General features: G+C 58.0%; 12 protein-coding genes. 4 read left to right on the top strand and 8 right to left on the bottom strand.

What is annotated here, in order from left to right; translation table 11 throughout:
- Positions 1–16: 16 nt before the first annotated feature.
- Both HDF08_RS15490 and HDF08_RS15485 read right to left on the bottom strand, forming a co-directional pair.
- Entirely contained in the window at positions 17–706 is a 690-nt protein-coding gene (locus HDF08_RS15490; RefSeq protein WP_179639514.1) for an anti-sigma factor family protein, read from the bottom strand.
- Between the two features lie 59 nt (positions 707–765).
- On the bottom strand, positions 766–1,344 hold the full coding sequence (locus tag HDF08_RS15485; RefSeq protein ID WP_257031170.1) for an RNA polymerase sigma factor: 579 nt from the start codon (positions 1,342–1,344) through the stop codon (positions 766–768).
- Positions 1,345–1,718: 374 nt separating this feature from the next.
- Between HDF08_RS15485 and HDF08_RS15480 the strand changes: the two genes are divergently transcribed.
- Positions 1,719–3,260, top strand: coding sequence for a CoA-acylating methylmalonate-semialdehyde dehydrogenase (locus tag HDF08_RS15480; RefSeq protein WP_179639512.1), 1,542 nt, complete (start codon positions 1,719–1,721; stop codon positions 3,258–3,260).
- Between the two features lie 104 nt (positions 3,261–3,364).
- Here the strand turns inward: HDF08_RS15480 and HDF08_RS15475 are convergent, their stop codons facing one another.
- The 6 genes from HDF08_RS15475 to HDF08_RS15450 form a co-directional block, all read right to left on the bottom strand.
- Complete coding sequence (locus HDF08_RS15475) at positions 3,365–4,750, bottom strand: aminotransferase family protein (protein WP_257031169.1); 1,386 nt, start codon at positions 4,748–4,750, stop codon at positions 3,365–3,367.
- A gap of 10 nt (positions 4,751–4,760) precedes the next feature.
- Complete coding sequence (locus HDF08_RS15470; RefSeq protein WP_179639510.1) at positions 4,761–6,245, bottom strand: NCS1 family nucleobase:cation symporter-1; 1,485 nt, start codon at positions 6,243–6,245, stop codon at positions 4,761–4,763.
- Positions 6,236–7,639, bottom strand: coding sequence for a dihydropyrimidinase (gene hydA / locus HDF08_RS15465; protein WP_179639509.1), 1,404 nt, complete (start codon positions 7,637–7,639; stop codon positions 6,236–6,238). Before hydA ends, HDF08_RS15470 begins: the two co-directional genes overlap by 10 nt.
- Before the next feature lie 72 nt (positions 7,640–7,711).
- On the bottom strand, positions 7,712–9,136 hold the full coding sequence (gene preA, locus HDF08_RS15460) for an NAD-dependent dihydropyrimidine dehydrogenase subunit PreA (RefSeq protein WP_179639508.1): 1,425 nt from the start codon (positions 9,134–9,136) through the stop codon (positions 7,712–7,714).
- Positions 9,123–10,496, bottom strand: a complete 1,374-nt coding sequence (locus HDF08_RS15455; RefSeq protein WP_179639507.1) for an NAD(P)-dependent oxidoreductase — start codon at positions 10,494–10,496, stop codon at positions 9,123–9,125. The genes preA and HDF08_RS15455 overlap by 14 nt, the downstream gene beginning before the upstream one ends.
- Before the next feature lie 178 nt (positions 10,497–10,674).
- Entirely contained in the window at positions 10,675–11,922 is a 1,248-nt protein-coding gene (locus HDF08_RS15450; RefSeq protein ID WP_373563205.1) for a Zn-dependent hydrolase, read from the bottom strand.
- 193 nt (positions 11,923–12,115) lie between these two features.
- On the opposite strand from HDF08_RS15450, the gene HDF08_RS15445 reads away from it, so the two are divergent.
- The 3 genes from HDF08_RS15445 to HDF08_RS15435 all read left to right on the top strand — a co-directional run bounded on the left by HDF08_RS15445 (position 12,116) and on the right by HDF08_RS15435 (position 16,849).
- Positions 12,116–13,393 (top strand): alkaline phosphatase family protein, encoded by a 1,278-nt coding sequence (locus HDF08_RS15445; RefSeq protein ID WP_257031168.1) that lies wholly within the window; start codon positions 12,116–12,118, stop codon positions 13,391–13,393.
- 390 nt (positions 13,394–13,783) lie between these two features.
- Complete coding sequence (locus HDF08_RS15440) at positions 13,784–16,120, top strand: penicillin acylase family protein (RefSeq protein ID WP_179639506.1); 2,337 nt, start codon at positions 13,784–13,786, stop codon at positions 16,118–16,120.
- Between the two features lie 81 nt (positions 16,121–16,201).
- A complete protein-coding gene (locus tag HDF08_RS15435; protein ID WP_179639505.1) occupies positions 16,202–16,849 on the top strand; it encodes a GntR family transcriptional regulator in 648 nt (215 codons plus the stop codon).
- The last annotated feature ends 561 nt before the right edge of the window (positions 16,850–17,410 follow it).

Below are 17,410 nucleotides of genomic sequence, written 5' to 3'. Positions count from 1 at the left end.
CTTCAAGTTCAGTAGTCTAATCCTGAATATTCAAAGTAAAGCGATAGTGAGCTAGTTCGACAGCGGGCCCGGTTGAAGCTTGATCTGCATCTCCTCGCACGGTCAAGGTGTAAGTGCCGCTCACCTTGTCCACGCCGGGGACGCGTATCGAAACAGTATCCTTCGCTTCCTGTGCAGACACCTCGACGTGCCACGCAAGCGTGCCGGAAGGAGAATACAGAGAGCAAGTGTAGCCCATAAAGCGATCTTGTGTAGGAACATCCACAAGCAAAAGAAAGGGCTTAGCCTTTAACACCGTTACAGTAGCCGCCTCACCGCCGCCGCGGCTGTTTCTGTTTACTAAAGAGAGCGATGGTAGAACCTCAGGTGCGCTCAACTGAGCAATCTCCCGAGTCAGGTGTGGGTACACCACGATATTCTGATACGCAGTCACCAGCAAAGATGCTGCCAGCGCCGCCCAGGCAAACACCGGCCACTGTAGAACGAAACGGGATCTCTTCGCAGGCTCAGCCGTCGGCTTCGAACGAGGAAAAGACTTCAGCTCCTGTTTCGCTGTATCAAGGAATGCAGCCGTTGCGCGAAGATCGGCAGCGCACTCCGGGCAGTCAAAGAAGTGTTCTTCGAACGCATCGCGCTCTACCGGAGACATCTCCCCCAGCAGATACTTCTCTACCGCTCTGCTCTCTGTGGATTCAAAATGGTTCATTAACAAAGATGCCTCAACTCTATAGTGTTTCAATCCGCAAAATCGTGTCACGGACTTCTTCAGTTCACCCTGCTATCGCCTAAGTGGCTTATATAAAAAGACTTGAAAGACTGCTTCGCGCGGTGTACTAGCACCCTCAGATAGTCCCGGGTTATGCCAAGCTCAGCGCACACTTCATCTTTATCGCGCTCCTCCAGCAGAACCAATTGCAGCAACTGCCGATCCCGGTCGGTCAACTCCGTCAAAATCTGACGAACGACTCGCTGCGCATCCTTTGTCTCCAGAAGACTCAGAGCGCTCGGTTCGTGATTCGCCAGGGTGGCTTCAATGTCGCTGTCGAGATAGGACTCTGTCTTACTCCTGGAACGGTAATGCTCCATCAAAACATGGTTACAAACCGAATTAACAAACGCCCCTAGGCGATCAGGCTCCCTCAGGCCATTGGCCGAGCGAACTAGCCCCAGCACCCGCACAAAAGTCTCCTGCCGGACGTCTTCGATTGCTTCTCTGGAGTTCAGTCGCGAACGCAGCTTCAGCTGGATCAATTCCCCGAAATAGCTGACAAAGTGCTCCTCGGTGCGGGCGTCTCCAGATCGGAGTCTCTCAAGATACGCCGCGTCGAACGCAAAAAATTGCAAGCTCTATCCCCCCAGGCGGCTGTACTTGCGCCCAAGTTTACACCGTGGGACGAACTTGTTACGAACCTCCAGGGTAATCGTGAGTTCTGATCTTTCGGCACCCTGTCGCCTCGCTCAATTGGTCGTTCTTACAGGATCCTCTGGTACGCCCCAGAAGGGAATCGAGGCAGAGAGTAACGCAAAAAAAAGAAAACAAGAGTTTCGCTTACAAGGCGTGACATTTGGATAGTGACCGACAGGTGACAATCGTTTCAGAAGAGATCCAAAAAAAAGACGAGCGCAAACCCGCAAAATTGCTCTCCGCTGGAAGTCTGCACGATTACGCCCCCTCGACCGCGGCTGGTAGGATAAATCTCTCCAGAGGAGGTCCGCCTATGTCCGCCACATCCACACTGACCCCATCCGAATCCACCGCCCGCCAGCTTCGAGAGGTCCATCACTGGGTAAACGGCGAAATCATGGCCGGAGTCTCCGGACGGTTTGGTGATGTCTACAACCCCGCCACCGGTAAGGTCCAGGCGAAGGTAGCCCTCGCAACCAGTGCCGAAGTTGACAAGGCCGTAGCCGCCGCTGCTGCAGCATTTCCAGCATGGTCGGCGCAACCGGTGCTTCGGAGGGCTCGCGTACTCTTCCGCTTTCGCGAGATCTTCGAGCGCCGTCTCGACGAGGTCGCCGCCTTACTCACCAGCGAGCACGGCAAGGTCTTCTCCGATGCAAAAGGCGAGGCCACCCGCGGCCTCGAAGTCGTCGAGTTTGCCACCGGCATCCCGCACCTCCTTAAAGGCGAGTTCACCGAACAGGTAGGCTCCGACATCGATAGCTGGTCTATGCGCCAACCCCTTGGCGTCGTAGCCGGCATCACCCCCTTCAACTTCCCGGCTATGGTGCCCATGTGGATGTTCCCCATCGCTCTGGCATGCGGCAACACCTTCGTTCTCAAGCCCAGCGAGCGCGACCCCAGCGCATCGCTGCTCCTCGCCGAGATGCTCAAAGAAGCTGGCCTGCCCGACGGAGTCTTTAACGTTGTCCACGGAGATAAGACAGCAGTCGACGCCCTCCTGGCCCACCCAACCGTACAGGCGATAAGCTTCGTAGGTTCCACCCCGATCGCCGAGTACGTCTACCGCGAAGCAACCAGCCACGGCAAACGCGTACAGGCTCTCGGCGGTGCCAAGAATCACATGATTGTCATGCCCGACGCCGACCTCGATCAGGCCGCGGATGCGCTCGTCGGCGCAGCCTACGGATCCGCAGGCGAACGCTGCATGGCCATCTCAGTCGCGGTCACAGTAGGCAATGCCACCGCCGAAAAGCTGATAGACAAGATCGAGCATCGCATCGAAGGCCTGCAGATGGGCGACGGCATGCAGCCAGGCGCAGAGCTTGGCCCTCTCGTTACAAAGGCTCATCTCGAACGAGTCACCGGCTATCTGACGCAAGGTCAATCCGAGGGGGCAGAACTAAGAGTCGATGGACGCAACAATGCTCTCACCAAAGGAGAAGGCTTCTTCCTCGGCGCCTGCCTGTTCGATCACGTCAAGCCGGAGATGAAGATCTATCGCGAGGAGATCTTCGGCCCTGTGCTCGGCATCGTGCGAGCCAGCGACTTCGAAACAGCGCTGCAGCTAGTCAACGAGCACGAGTACGGCAACGGCACCTCCATCTTCACGCGCGACGGAGACACAGCACGAGACTTCGCGCACAGAGTCCAGGCCGGCATGGTCGGCATCAACGTCCCCATTCCAGTGCCAATGGCGTTCCACAGCTTTGGCGGATGGAAGCGTTCTCTCTTCGGCGATCACGCCGTCTACGGCCCCGAAGGCGTGCGCTTCTACACAAGGCTAAAGACGATCACCTCACGCTGGCCCACAGGCATTCGCAAAGGAGTAGACACCTCCATGCCAACGCTAGGCTGAAAGCCGTATCCCGACCAACGGGAGGGCCAACCGAAGGGGTATACAAGTCACGAAGTGACCGCGCCACGCGCAGTGGGCCCGTCCGGCAGGACGCAAGGACACGATCAAGCACTCAAAGCAGCATCTGCAATCACAAGATGCTTATCCAAAACCGAGATCCCAAGGTCGATCTGCTCCTTCGTAACAATCAACGGAGGAGCCACCACAAAGTGCGAGACCCAAGCCTGAATCGTGACACCATCCGCCAGTATCTTCGCGGCGATCTGATCCACCAGCAGCGGCTTTCCAGAAACCTTGTCTGAATAAGTATTGAAAGGCTCCTTCGTAGTTCGATCTTTCACGAGGTCAACCGCCCAGAAGAGCCCCTTCCCGCGAACGTCCCCAATACTGGGATGTTTCGCCTTCAACTCCTTGAGCTTGCCTTCAACATAAGGAGCACGTTCGCGAGCCCTCTCCACCAGCCCAAGACGCTGCATTTCACGAATCGTAGCCACCGCAGGAGCAAGCGTAAGCGGATGCGCCTCATACGTATGACCATGAGCGAAATAATGATCCTGAAAGAAATCAGCGATCTTCTCACTTGTCGCGCAAAGTCCCAACGGCACATAAGCCGAAGTAATCCCCTTCGCCGTAACCAGAATGTCCGGCACGACTCCCCAGTGATTCATAGCGAACCACTCGCCAGTGCGCCCCCACCCCGTCATCACCTCGTCCGCAATCAACAAAACGCCATATTCGTCGCAGATCCGGCGAAGCTTCGGCATGTACTCCTCTGGAGGAACAATCACGCCGTTCGTCCCAACGATAGGCTCCACCAGAACCGCAGCCACATCCGACTCATTCCGGATCATGTGTTCGATATAATCCGCGCACGCGATCCCGCATCCCGGATAGGTGTGCTTGATCGGACATTTGTAACAGTGAACCTCCGGCGCAAAGAGAACACCCGGCCCCTTGCCGCCAGGCTCCATCGCCCATCGCCGCGGATCTCCAGTCGCCGCGATAGAACCGGCGGTAGACCCATGATAAGAGCGATAGCGCGCAATGATCTTCGTCTTTCCCGTATACATGCGCGCGATCTTGAACGCCGCCTCGTTAGCCTCTGTCCCGGAGGTAGTAAAGAAAAACTTGCTGATGCCCTTAGGCAAAACTTCCAGTAGAAGTTGAGACAGCTCAGCGCGCGCCGTGGTCGCATAGCCAGGCATCGCGTAACTCAACTCCTGGGCCTGCCGCGCAATCGCATCAATTACAGCCTGATTTTTGTGCCCAAGATTAGAGCACATCAACTGCGACGAAAAATCCAGATACCGCTTGCCCGCACCATCGACGATGGTGCAGCCCTCGGCGTCCGCGATGTGCATCGGGTTCCAGCCCTTTTGAAATCGCCAGGTGCCGTAGTTGTGCTGTCGCGTAATATCCACCACCTGCTGGCTCGTAAGCGACGCTGATTTATTAGAGCTCTTAGGCTCGACGACATCAATCGGACTCATGAGTGCCATCCTATTCCTGAGACGTTATCTGTGTCACGACGCCGGACACACCCGAAGCCGCCGTGCGGTATCCCTGCATAAGCAGATAGTAGCTGGCCGCCGCAACAAAAAAGCCAACGAACCACGCGTAGTCATAGAGGAACCGCAAAGAGGGAACAGCAAGCCCAATCAACGCGACGGTTACCCCACCGACCAGCGCAACAATCGCTCTTGGATTGATCCCGCGTGTGTACTCATAAGGCCCGCCTCTGCGATACAGCGACACCGTATCCAGCCGCGTCCCACGTATCAGGAAATAATCCGCGACCATAATGCCGGCAACAGGCCCGAGCAACCCCGAGTACCCGATCAGCCAGCCAAAGATGTAGTTGCCAAAGCTGCTCATCAGCTTCCACGGCATCATCGCCAGTCCCAGAAAGCCAGTGATCAATCCGCCGGTGCGAAAGCTGATCAGCCCCGGAGCCAGGTTGGAAAAGTCGTTTGACGGCGAAACCACATTCGCGCCGATATTTACATTCAGTGTCGCGATCAAAAGAGCAACCAGCGCCAGCAAAGCCGCAAAGGGCTGATGAAATCGCCCCAGCAAAGTGATAGGCGACCAGACCGGCTCTCCAAAGATAATCTCAGATGCTGAAGTGCAAGCGATGCCGATAAACGAGTAAAGCACCATCGCAACCGGCAAACCGAACGCCTGTCCCACAATCTGCGAATCCTGAGACTTCGCATAACGTGTAAAGTCCGGAATATTCAGCGACAGCGTCGCCCAGTACCCCACCATCGCCGTCAACGAAGGGAAAAAGAAACGAAGAAAGCTGCCAGTCGTATGGAAGTGGCTCGGTGCCGAAAGCATCGGTCCAAATCCACCCGCCTTATGCAGCATCCAGAAGAGCAGCGTCAGCGACATCACCAGCATGAAAGGCGCAGAGAAGCTCTGTAGAAATCGAATCGATTCGACGCCCCGCCACACCACATACATATTCAGCAACCAGAATCCAAGAAAGCTCGCCCACAGCACCAAAGGCATCTGGGCAGTCTGTGGCCAAAGCACTCCAATCATCGCGGCAATCGCCTGCCCTCCAAGCCACGACTGAATACCAAACCATCCGCAAGCCACAAACGCCCGCAGCATCGCCGGAAGATTAGCTCCCCGCGTCCCAAAGCTCGCGCGAACAAACACAGGAAAGGGAATCCCGTACTTCGCGCCAGCATGTGCATTCAGAAGCATTGGCACCAGCACGATCAGGTTTCCCAGAAGAATCGTCAGAATCGCCTGCTTCCAGTTCATGCCACCCGCGATCAGCGACGACGCCAGCATATACGTCGTCACCTCCATCGACATCGAGAACCACAGCGCAATGTAGTTATAGGTCCCCCACGTACGTTGAGCCGCGACCGTAGGTGCAAGATCGGCGTTATAGAGGCGCGAGTCATGTTCCGCTGCAAGATCAGCGGCAGACTGATCAACAACTCGTGTCGAAATCGAACTTACTGCCACGCCCCTCCTCTCGCCTCACGCCGCAGATACTGGCCACGGCCCACCGCCGCCACATAGCGTCCTCCATCCGCAACAAGCTCCCCACGCGAATAAACCTGCCGGGCATTTCCCTTCACCTTCCACCCTTCAAACATAGAAAAATCGCAGCGCATACTGTGGGTAGCCGCAGAGATCACGTGTTCCGCCTCAGGATCCCACAGCACAATATCCGCATCCGATCCAGCAGCAATCGTCCCCTTCTTCGGATACATCCCGAAGATGCGCGCCGGCGCAGTCGACGTAATCTCGACAAACCGCTGCAGCGAAATCTTTCCCGCATTCACGCCGAAGTGATACAGCAACTGCATGCGATTCTCCACGCCCGGCCCCCCGTTAGGGATCTTGGTGAAATCATCCTTCCCCAGCTGCTTCTGATCCGCAAAGCAGAACGGGCAATGGTCGGTCGAAACCACCTGCAGATTGTCCGTCGCCAGCCCATCCCAAAGCTTCGGTTGATTCTTCTTCTCCCGCAGTGGAGGAGTAAAAACATACTTCGCCTCTTCAAAACTCTTCCCCGGCATCTGATCTTCGATCGACAGCAGCAGATACTGCGGACAAGTCTCCGCAAACGCCGGCACTCCGCGATCCCGGGCCTCACGAACCTGATTCAGAGCATCCTCACTCGAGAGATGAACAATATAGACAGGCACTCCAGCCATCTCCGCCAGCGCAATCGAGCGGTGCACCGCCTCCGCCTCCGCCTTCGTAGGCCGCGTCAGCGCGTGATAGACCGGAGCAGTCTTCCCCTCCGCCAGCGCCTGCTGCACGATCACATCGATCGCACTTCCATTCTCCGCATGCATACAAACCAGCGCACCATTCTTCGCCGTCTGCTGCAGCGCCTTAAAGATCGTCCCGTCATCTACCATCAGCACATTCGGGTAAGCCATAAAGAGCTTGAAGCTGGCGACACCCTCCCGCACCATATCGTCCATATCGTGCAGCCCCTGTTTGCCATTATCGGAGCCAAGATCGGTCACAATCATATGCAGCCCGTAGTCGATACAGGCCTTGCCGTCGGCCTTCCCCATCCAGAGATCAAGCGCGTCCCGCATCCGCGTTCCCTTCGCCTGAATCGCAAAGTCGACAATCGTAGTCGTCCCGCCGATCGCCGCCGCACGTGTGCCCGTCAGAAAATCATCCGCAGAGACAGTCCCTCCAAACGGCATATCCATATGCGTATGCGCGTCGATGCCGCCCGGCAAAACAAAGAGTCCAGCCGCGTCCACAACCGTATGCCCCGCAGGATCAATTCCGGCCCGGACCTCCAACACCGTGCTGCCATCAATCAACACATCCGCTTTTTCGAAGCGCTCGGCCGTGACAACGGTGCCGTTCTGAATCAGAGTCCCCATACACATTGCTCCAAACTATTTCCACGCTGTAGTTCAACACGAGAGGATGCTCCATCTCTAAAACACACCGCATCAAGTATTCGTACTCATCACTTCACCCGTCCCCGTCGCGACCAGCCCCTTGGCAACTCGCTCCTCCCAGCTCTCGAACGGAAGATCCTTGTCGATGCGCTCCATCGTGATGCAGTTCTCAACCGGGCAAACCAGCGAGCAAAGATTGCAGCCCACGCAATGGTGCTCATCTACCCGCGGAATGCGCTCAAGCGGAGTAATCGCGTTCGTCCTGCCCGAAGTTCCCGAGTCAAGCTTCGGAATAGGCGTAGTCGAAATTCGTCGCGCAGATTCAGCCTCAACCATCTTCGGCGTCCGTGTCGTATCCGGCGCAGGCGATGTGCGATCAAGATGAATGCACTGATGCGCGCCATCCCAGCACGCCGTATAGCAAAGCTGGCATCCAATGCATAGATCCTCATGAATACGAGCAACAATCTGGTAGTTGAGATTAAGCTGCTTCCATTCGTGAACATTCGGAAGCGACAACCCGCGAAAGTCTTCGATCGTAGCGAAGCCCTTCTCCGCCATCCAGTTCAACAACCCGTCCTGCATATCCTCGACGATCCTGTAGCCGTAGTGCATCGCAGCCGTACACACCTGCACCGTGCTGCATCCCAGCAGAATAAACTCCGCCGCATCGCGCCAGCTTCCAATGCCGCCAATACCTGACAGAGGAAGCGCACTCGTAGCATCAGCCTGTATCTGCTGAACCATGTTGAGCGCAATCGGCTTCACCGCAGGCCCACAGTAACCGCCATGCGAACTCTTGCCATCCACATTCGGATTAGGCTGAAACGTATCCAGATCGATGCCCGTAATCGAGTTGATTGTATTGATCGCCGAGAGCGCATCCGCCCCGCCCTGCTTTGCAGCCCGCGCAGGAATGCGTATATCCGAGATGTTCGGCGTCAGCTTAACGATCACAGGCGTGCGAGCCTTCTCCTTCACCCATCCCGTAATCTGTTCGCAGTACTCCGGCACCTGCCCCACCGCAGACCCCATACCCCGCTCGCTCATCCCATGCGGACATCCAAAGTTAAGCTCCAGCCCATCAGCCCCTGCATCCTCGGCACGCTGCACAATCTCATGCCAGCTCTCGCGCTTACTCTCAACCATCAGCGAAGCGATCACCACATGCTTCGGATACCGCCGCTTCACCTCCGCGATCTCCTGCAGGTTCACCTCAATCGGGCGATCCGAGATGAGCTCAATATTATTGAAGCCCATCATCCGCCGCCCCTCCCAATCGATCGACGAGTAGCGCGAGCTCACATTCGTAATCGGCTCGCCAATCGTCTTCCACACCGCTCCTCCCCAGCCCGCATCGAAGGCCCGCATAATCTGTTCGCCGCAGTTGGTCGGCGGCGCAGACGCCAGCCAGAACGGATTCATGCACTCGATGCCGCAAAAAGTGCTCGCAAGCGTCGGTCTACCCTTTGCCATGTTGCCCCCCCAGCCATCCAGCGATTCCGATTCCAGCGCGCTTCCCGTCCGCCACCGCGTCCACGACCTCGCGCCCCCCGTTCGTGCAGTCTCCCCCAGCAAAAAACTTAGGCTGAGAGGTCTGCCCCGTCGCACGATCGATCACAATCCGGCCACGCTCCAGCTGAATCTTCCCGAACGCACTCGAAGACCCAGAACTCGAAGATCCAGAGAGAAAATTCGCATGCGTAGCCTGCCCAATCGATAGAACAATCAAATCCGCCTCGAGAACAAACGCCGAATCTTTTTCAGGCACAATCGAACCATCCTCAGTCCCCGCAACTCTCGTCAGTTCGAGTCCCTTCACGACTCCATCCCCGCGAATCCCTGTCGGCTGCACATGCCACAGGAACTTCACGCCCTCGTCCTTCGCATGCTGGTATTCAAACGTGAACGCCGACATCTGCTCCTGCCCTCGCCTGTAAAGAATATGGACCTCGCTCGCACCTAGCCGCACCGAAGCGATGGCCGCATCGATAGCAGTATTTCCCGCTCCCACCACCACCACGCGCTCCGGCACCGTCGTCAGCGCACCGGACTTATACCCGGCGATTAGATCCAGAGCATTCGTCACCCCCGCAAGTTCCTCGCCAGCAACTCCGAGCTGATGAATCGCGCCAAGCCCAATCCCCAGAAAAACCGCATCATGCGTCCGTTCCAACTCCGCAAGCCCCGCCGCATCCACCTTCGTCTCGAAGTGAAATTCCACTCCCAGCTGCGAAAGCATCTCAATCTCCCGCAGACTCTCCACCAGCGGAAGTTTATATTCCGCCACCCCATAGGTATTCAAACCCCCAGGCAGAGGACGCGCGTCATAAAGATCGGCACGAATGCCACGCCGTCGCAGCTCAGCAGCACAAGCCAGCGAAGCAGGTCCCGCACCGATCAGCGCGACCGCCAACCCAGTCTCCGGCCCAGGCTCAAACGGCAGCGGAGCTCCACTCTCGTGGAGCGCGTCCATTGCGAAGCGCTGAAGCCGTGCAATCTGAATCGGTTGTTTGTTATACCGGTGCATCACGCATGCACCTTCGCACAGCACCTCAACCGGGCACGCGCGAGAGCAGCTCGCACCCAGAATATTCGCATCCAGAATCGTTCGCGCCGACCCAGAAAGATTTCCGCTGGCAATCTTCTTAATAAAGCTAGGCACATCAATATGCGTCGGGCAGGCGGTCGTACACGGAGCATCAAAGCAATACAGACAGCGATTCGCCTCGGGCACAGCGGCCTGTCTGTCGAAGGGTGGATGCAGATCGCCAAAACGCTCTACCACCTCTGGAGTGGCTACAACCTGCTCAGGAAAGGGAACGCGCTCGTTCATCGGAGTCCGGTCGCCTCTTCGAAACGCCCATCCAATGGAAGCAGTTGCATCATGGAAGAAGACAACATGACCCTCCTTGCCCCGCATATCTTTTCTCAGGAGTGACTATTATGCACCATCACAACAAACTCCTCGTCAGTCGAGAGCGAAATCCACCGTGAAATCACAACACACGCCGTTATCCTCCCCGTTCGCTCAACCACTCCAACGTCTTCCTCGCAAGCCGGTCAAAGGCCTGCACAGCCAGCGTCAAATCTTCGACCCTCGTATCTTCCGCCTTGTTATGACTCAGTCCGGCAAGCGACTGCGTAAACATCATCACCGTCGGAATCCCCGCGCGCGCCACCTCCGCAGCATCATGCAACGGACCCGAGGGCAGTCGATGGGACACGCCCGCCGTCTCGCGGACAGCTTCCTCGGAAAACGCAATAAGCTGCGCATCAAACGGTATCGGTTCGATACTCCAGATCCTCGACCAATCGACCGTGCATCCCTCTTCCTTCGCAAAGCGTTCACTCGCAGCGCGAGCCTCGGCTAACATCGAGGCAAGCACCCCCGCGTCCAGATCCCGCATATCAAGTGTCGCCTCGCAGCGTCCAACCACAGCCGTCACAATCCCAGGAAAAGTCTTCACGCTTCCCATCGTCGCAACCGCGTCCGGATGCCGTCGTGCGATCGGACGAATCTCAAGCGCCAGCTTCGCCGCAGCGGCCAGCGCATCTCGTCTCGCACCCATCGGAGTGGACCCCGAATGAGCCTCCTGCCCAAGGAACGTAATCGCATGCCGCTCCACGCCTTTGGTTCCAAGCACAACTCCCAGCGGCAGCCCCATCCCTTCAAGCACCGGCCCCTGCTCGATATGCAACTCCAGGTAAGCAGCCGCACCGCCTCGTTCTTTTGCCGCGTCTCCTATCTGATCCATGGCGACGCCGCAACTCCGAAGTGCATCCTCCAGCCGAACTCCATCGCGATCCGTACGTCCGCGATCAGCCTCAATCGTATGGGTCCTGGCAAACGCAGACGAGCCGAAGAGACTCCGTCCAAAGCGCGCTCCCTCTTCATCCGCCCAATCCACCAGCCGAATCGTGATTGGCGGTTCGCCCTCGAAATCCTCCGCCAGACTGCGCAACACCTCAAATCCAGCCAAAACACCCAGACACCCATCCAGCCAACCGCCGTTCGGAACCGAATCGAGATGACTCCCCAGAATAAGTGCTCGCTCGGAGCCCCCCCGCAGCGTCGTCCACGAATTTCCCGCAGCATCATAATGATGCTCGAACGGCAGCCCCTCCAGCTTGCTCTGAAACCACGCCCGCGCCTCCTGCCACACGGAACTCCACGCCACCCGCTGGGCACCATTGGCATCTGCCGTTAGGGCACGAAGTTCTTGAAGGTCGGAGATCACTCGCAACGGATCAACGGGCACGCATCGTCTCCTGAAAAGTAGTCCTAAAAACAAATCCTGAAAAAATAAGGTTATACCCAAATCCGCAGCTGCAACTTTCATCAAAACACGGACGTCAGTCTGCCAGAGAATCACTAACATCAATCCAGACCTCTCTGTATCAGCCCACTCGTCCATCAACCAGGCTCATAGCCAAGCAACCAGGGAGCACTGTTTGTTCGCTCGCCATCTCATCCTCAAAGCGTGCCTCATCGCAGCTCTGTTTGCCTCTGCAGCGCAAGGCGTTCGAGCGATCTCTCCCCAGAGCGCTGATAACGGCAAGGTTGTCGAGACCGCCGGGCCTCTCAATTCGCCCAGGCAGCAGAAAAAACACTACGTCGTTCTGGTCTCGCTCGACGGCTTCCGCTACGACTATCCACAAAAGTGGGGCGCACCCCACATCGCCGCGTTAGCAAGCACCGGAGCAACAGCGCCGGAAGGAATGCTTCCCGCATACCCCTCCATCACCTTTCCCAATCACTTCACCCTCATCACCGGCCGCTATCCCGAGCACCACGGCATCGTGGGCAACACCTTCTACGACCCCGCCCGAGGCGAGGGTTATTCCTACAAAGACAACAAGACAAATCGCGACGGAAGCTGGTACAGCGGCACTCCTCTCTGGTCGCTGGCCGAGCAACACGGAATGCGCGCCGCCTCCTTCTTCTGGCCCGGCTCCGAGGCCCAGATCGCCGGCGAACGGCCCGACGAGTACGTCCACTTCGACGACGCCTTCGACGACGAAAAGCGCATCGACCAGGTCATCGCGTGGCTCCAGCTGCCGCCACCGCAACGCCCTCACTTCATCACTCTCTACTACAGCAACACCGATCACGCCGGCCACAACTACGGCCCCAACTCACTCGAAGAGCAGCAGCAGGTCCATCACGTCGATCAACTCATGGGCGACCTGAAGTCCAAGCTCGACGCCACGCACCTCCCCATCGACCTCATCATCCTCGCCGATCACGGCATGACGAAGGTCGAAGGCGACTGGGTCACCCTCGACCAATACGCCGATCTCTCGCACTTCAAAACCGATGGCGCGCTCCTCTACGCGGACACCGAAGCCGATGCGCAGAAGGCCTACGAGAGCTTTCGCGCTCACACCGACCCACGTTTCACTGTTTACCGCCGAGCCGACGTCCCCGCCTATCTGCACTTCAACGAAAACCCACGCGAAGGCGATCCTGTCATTGTGCCCAACGGACCCTACGTCTTTCGCGCCCATGAAAGCTCCCGCAAGCCGCCCGCAGGCGACCACGGCTACGACGCAACCCGCATGCCCGAGATGAAAGCCCTCTTCGTCGCGAATGGCCCGGACATCCGCCCAGGAACAAAACTCCCAAGCTTTCAAAACGTAGACGTCTACGACTTCATCGCAAAACTCCTCCGGCTCAAACCCGCACCCAACGACGGAGAACTTAAACCGCTGCGCCCAGCTCTCAAGTAACGCAGGGGGCTGCGTTCCCAGGCGTCTCGCGATCAATTGGCACACACACCCTCAAGCTCGGCGTCCATACCACATCGACCAGGTCAATGAGCATCCCAACGCCACCTTCAACCACACCCAGTTCTACGGCCCCGTGCGGTCACGTCGTGACGTGTATACCGGTCGCGGTAGGATGAGTTGCACAGGTCCTCCCGTTGGTCGGAAGAGAAGGTCGATTCCGACCAACGGGAGGACAGCGCGAAGCACTAAAAAAGGCGTGTGAACGCCCGCCCCACGCGCAGTGGGCCTGTCCGGCAGCACAGCTTCTAACCAACGGAATTCTCCCAGCAGGTAAACTGTTCGCACCGCCGCGCCAGTCGAACTTACCCCGCTCACGGAGATGCGCCGTTCATGCAGAACAGAAGCTGTTTCAATCCGCTTGTCATCCTCATAGCAATCCTGTTCTCTTCAACCGCACTCCGCGCAATACAAAACGAAGAGCAGACACGCTGGAAGCAAGAAGCAGCCAACGTCACCATCACCCGCGACTACTGGGGAATCGCGCACATCCACGGCAAGACCGACGCTGACACCGTCTTCGGAATGGAGTACGCCCAGGCCGAAGACGACTTCAATCGCATTGAGATCAACTACATCAACGCCATGGGCCGCCTCGCCGAAACAGAAGGAGAATCCCGCATCTACCAGGACCTCCGCATGAAGCTCTTCATCAACCCCATAGCACTGAAGAAGCAGTACGCCGACAGCCCCGCATGGCTCCACGCCCTCATGGACGCCTTCGCCGACGGCCTTAACTTCTATCTCTACCAACACCCCGAGGTAAAGCCGCGAGTCATCCACCACTTCGAACCCTGGATGGCCCTCTCCTTCACCGAAGGCAGCATAGGCGGCGACATCGAACGCATCGACCTCCCGCAGCTCGAAGCCTTCTACTCTCACCCACCGCCCGTCGCTCCTGCCGTTGGCTCTCATCTTTCTAGCGAGCCTCAAATACAGTCATCTCGACCGGATGCGGCGCATCTTGCCGCCGTAGTGGAGAGACACCCGCACTTCATTTTCACGGCAAATCTTCCATACATCCACGACAGCGACCCACCCGAGCCCACCGGCTCCAACGGCATGGCCATCGCCCCATCGAACACCGCCAACCACCACGCCCTCTTGCTCATCAACCCCCACACCTCTCTCTTCTTCCGCTCCGAACTTCAAATGACCAGCGACGAAGATCTCGACGCCTACGGAGCCGTCACCTGGGGCCAGTTCTTCATCTATCAGGGCTTCAACCAGCGTGCCGGCTGGATGCACACCTCGAGCGGTGTCGACGCGGTCGACGAGTATCTCGAAACCGTCGAGAAGAAGGGCGACCACTTCACCTATCGGTACGGCAACCAGCAACGCCCCATCACCGCCGAGCAGATCACCATCCCCTACAAGACCGACCACGGCATGGCCGAAATGAAGTTCACCATCTACCGCACCCATCACGGCCCCGTCATCCGCGAAGAGAGCGGAAAGTGGGTCAGCATCCGCCTCATGCAGGAGCCCATCAAAGCTCTCACCCAGTCCTATCTCCGCACCAAAGCCACCAGCTACAAAGCCTTCCGCCAGACCCTCGAACTCAAAGCCAACTCCTCCAACAACACCATCTTCGCCGACGCCGACGGCGATATCGCCTACTTCCACGGCAACTTCATCCCCCGCCGCGACCCCGCCTTCGACTTCACCAAACCAGTCGACGGCAGCAACCCCGCCACCGACTGGAAGGGTCTCCTCACCGTCGACGAGATCCCCCAACTCCTCAACCCAGGCAGCGGCTGGCTCTACAACAGCAACAACTCGCCCTGGTCCGGAGCAGGCGCCAGCAGCCTCCGCAAGCAGGACTACCCCGCCTACGTCGAAACCGGCACCGAAACCGCCCGCGGCCTCCACGCCATCCGCGTCCTCGAGAACAAAAAAGACTTCACTCTCGACTCACTCATCGCCGCCGCCTACGACAGCTACCTCCCCTGGTTCGACAAGCCACTCCCCGCCCTCCTCAAAGCCTGGGACGAAGCCCCGCGCTCCAATCTCCTCAGAGCGAAGCTGACCGAGCAGATCGCAACCCTCCGCCCTTGGAACCACCGCTGGGCCGTCGACTCCATTCCCACCTCGCTCGCCGTCTTCTGGGGCGAAGACATCCGCCGACACACCCTCGCCGACGCCAAAGCCGCCGGCATCTCCGTCGAAGACTTCATCGCAACAAGAGTTTCATCCGCCCAGCTCCTGCAATCGCTCTCCAACGCCACCGACAGACTCACCGCCGACTTCGGAACCTGGAAGACCCCTTGGGGCGACATCAACCGCTTCCAGCGTCTAGCCGGTAATGGCGTCGCGACTGGGAAAATCGCCCAACCCTTCGACGACACCCAGCCCAGCATCCCCGTCCCCTTCACCTCCTCCCTCTGGGGCTCCCTCGCCTCCTTCGGCGCCCGCCCCTACCCCGGAACAAAGAAGTGGTACGGCACCAGCGGCAACAGCTTCGTAGCCGTAGTCGAGTTCGGAGACAAAGTCCACGCCAAAGCCGTCACCGCCGGAGGCGAGAGCGGTGACCCCACTTCCCCACACTTCAACGACCAGGCCACCCGCTACAGCACCGGCAATCTCCGTGACGTCTACTTCTATCCCTCCGACCTCAAGGACCACATCGCCCGCCAGTACCATCCCGGAAGTCAGGAGCCCGGCAACTAAGAAATCCCTCAAGTAAATCCCCACAAGCCACCGCCATAAGCGGCCTCTGTCCAGTCGTGTAGAATCCTCCAGACCACTATCATGATTAAGCTGGCTAAAATCCCAAACCTCACCGAGCTCACCTACCGGAGCATTAAGCAGAGCGTGCTGAACGGGACCCTGGGCGAGCTATCCCGCCTCACCGAAGAGTCCCTCGCCACCCAGCTCGGCATCAGCAAATCTCCCGTCCGCGAAGCACTTAATCGCCTCGAGGCCGAAGGTCTCGTTCGCATCGAAGCCCGTCGCGGAGCCTACGTTCGCCAGTTCTCCGCCAAGGAGATCCGCGACCTCTACGAGCTCCGCGAGGTCCTCGAGGTCCACGCCATCGAGGCCGCGACCATCACCCCCAAGCTCCTCACCGACCTCGCCGCCAGCATCACCCGCACCAAAAAATTCCTCAAAAACGGCAACAAGCTCGAGCACATCGAAGAGGACATGCGCTTTCACAGCCTCATCGCCGCCGCCACCGGCAACCAGGAGCTCAGCCGCGTCCTCGAAAACGTCCAGCAGAAGGCCCTCCTCTGCCGCTCCAAGTCCTACGAGCTCTCCGCAACCACCGCCCCCGTAGCTCACACCAGGATCTACCAGGCCCTCAAGAAAGACTCCAAACGCGAAGCCCGCCTCGCCATGCGCGATCACATCGTCTTCGTTCGTGAGCGCCTCCTGGCCACCTTCAAAACCCCAAACTGAGCCTCGCAAATTCCGTAACTCACCACGAGCCCCGCCAGCCCCAACCTCGCCCAAAAACCTTCACGCTCTTGTCCATTTTTAGGGACGAATCAAAGGTAGTAAGCACTTCAAGCAGTAACCAGCCAGAGTCCCGCACCCCTCAAAAATCGTCCGACCACTGCCCCCAAGGGCACCCGGCCCCTCCACACACTTGTTGTCGGAATACCGCCCAAAAGCGGCATTCACTCACACAGGGATAACGTGATCCAGCATCTCTGAAAAAACAGTCTTCCCATTCCCGCAAACTGGTATGACCAACCCCGAACCAACCCCGAACCAACCCCGAACCAACCCAGGACAAGCCTCTCGGCCGACCCTCCGAAGTCACTCCCCGGCCAAAAACTTTCTTGACAAGCAATAGGCCGATCCAGCAGAATCCACAGCCGGGGAAGAATGACGACATTCCCCCTACTCAAACGTTTGAAGTAAATGCAGTACGAGCAACATTTGCCGGATACGGCGACTTCTTCGAACAACAGCAGTCAAGTAAGTAGATTCAACGTGCTGAGCAGCTCTAAACAG

Origin of the sequence: Tunturiibacter empetritectus (genome assembly GCF_013410875.1) — a bacterium.
GTDB classification, from domain to species: Bacteria; Acidobacteriota; Terriglobia; order Terriglobales; family Acidobacteriaceae; genus Edaphobacter; species Edaphobacter empetritectus.
This window is presented reverse-complemented; position numbering and strand designations above follow the sequence as displayed.

Excerpts from the sequence above, each read along its gene's own strand:
- HDF08_RS15490 (WP_179639514.1), bottom strand. The coding sequence starts at position 706 with ATGAACCATTTTGAATCCACAGAGAGCAGAGCGGTAGAGAAGTATCTG.
- HDF08_RS15480 (WP_179639512.1), top strand. The coding sequence starts at position 1,719 with ATGTCCGCCACATCCACACTGACCCCATCCGAATCCACCGCCCGCCAG.
- HDF08_RS15475 (WP_257031169.1), bottom strand. The coding sequence starts at position 4,750 with ATGAGTCCGATTGATGTCGTCGAGCCTAAGAGCTCTAATAAATCAGCG.
- hydA (WP_179639509.1), bottom strand. The coding sequence starts at position 7,639 with ATGGGGACTCTGATTCAGAACGGCACCGTTGTCACGGCCGAGCGCTTC.
- preA (WP_179639508.1), bottom strand. The coding sequence starts at position 9,136 with ATGGCAAAGGGTAGACCGACGCTTGCGAGCACTTTTTGCGGCATCGAG.
- HDF08_RS15455 (WP_179639507.1), bottom strand. The coding sequence starts at position 10,496 with ATGAACGAGCGCGTTCCCTTTCCTGAGCAGGTTGTAGCCACTCCAGAG.
- HDF08_RS15440 (WP_179639506.1), top strand. The coding sequence starts at position 13,784 with ATGCAGAACAGAAGCTGTTTCAATCCGCTTGTCATCCTCATAGCAATC.
- HDF08_RS15435 (WP_179639505.1), top strand. The coding sequence starts at position 16,202 with ATGATTAAGCTGGCTAAAATCCCAAACCTCACCGAGCTCACCTACCGG.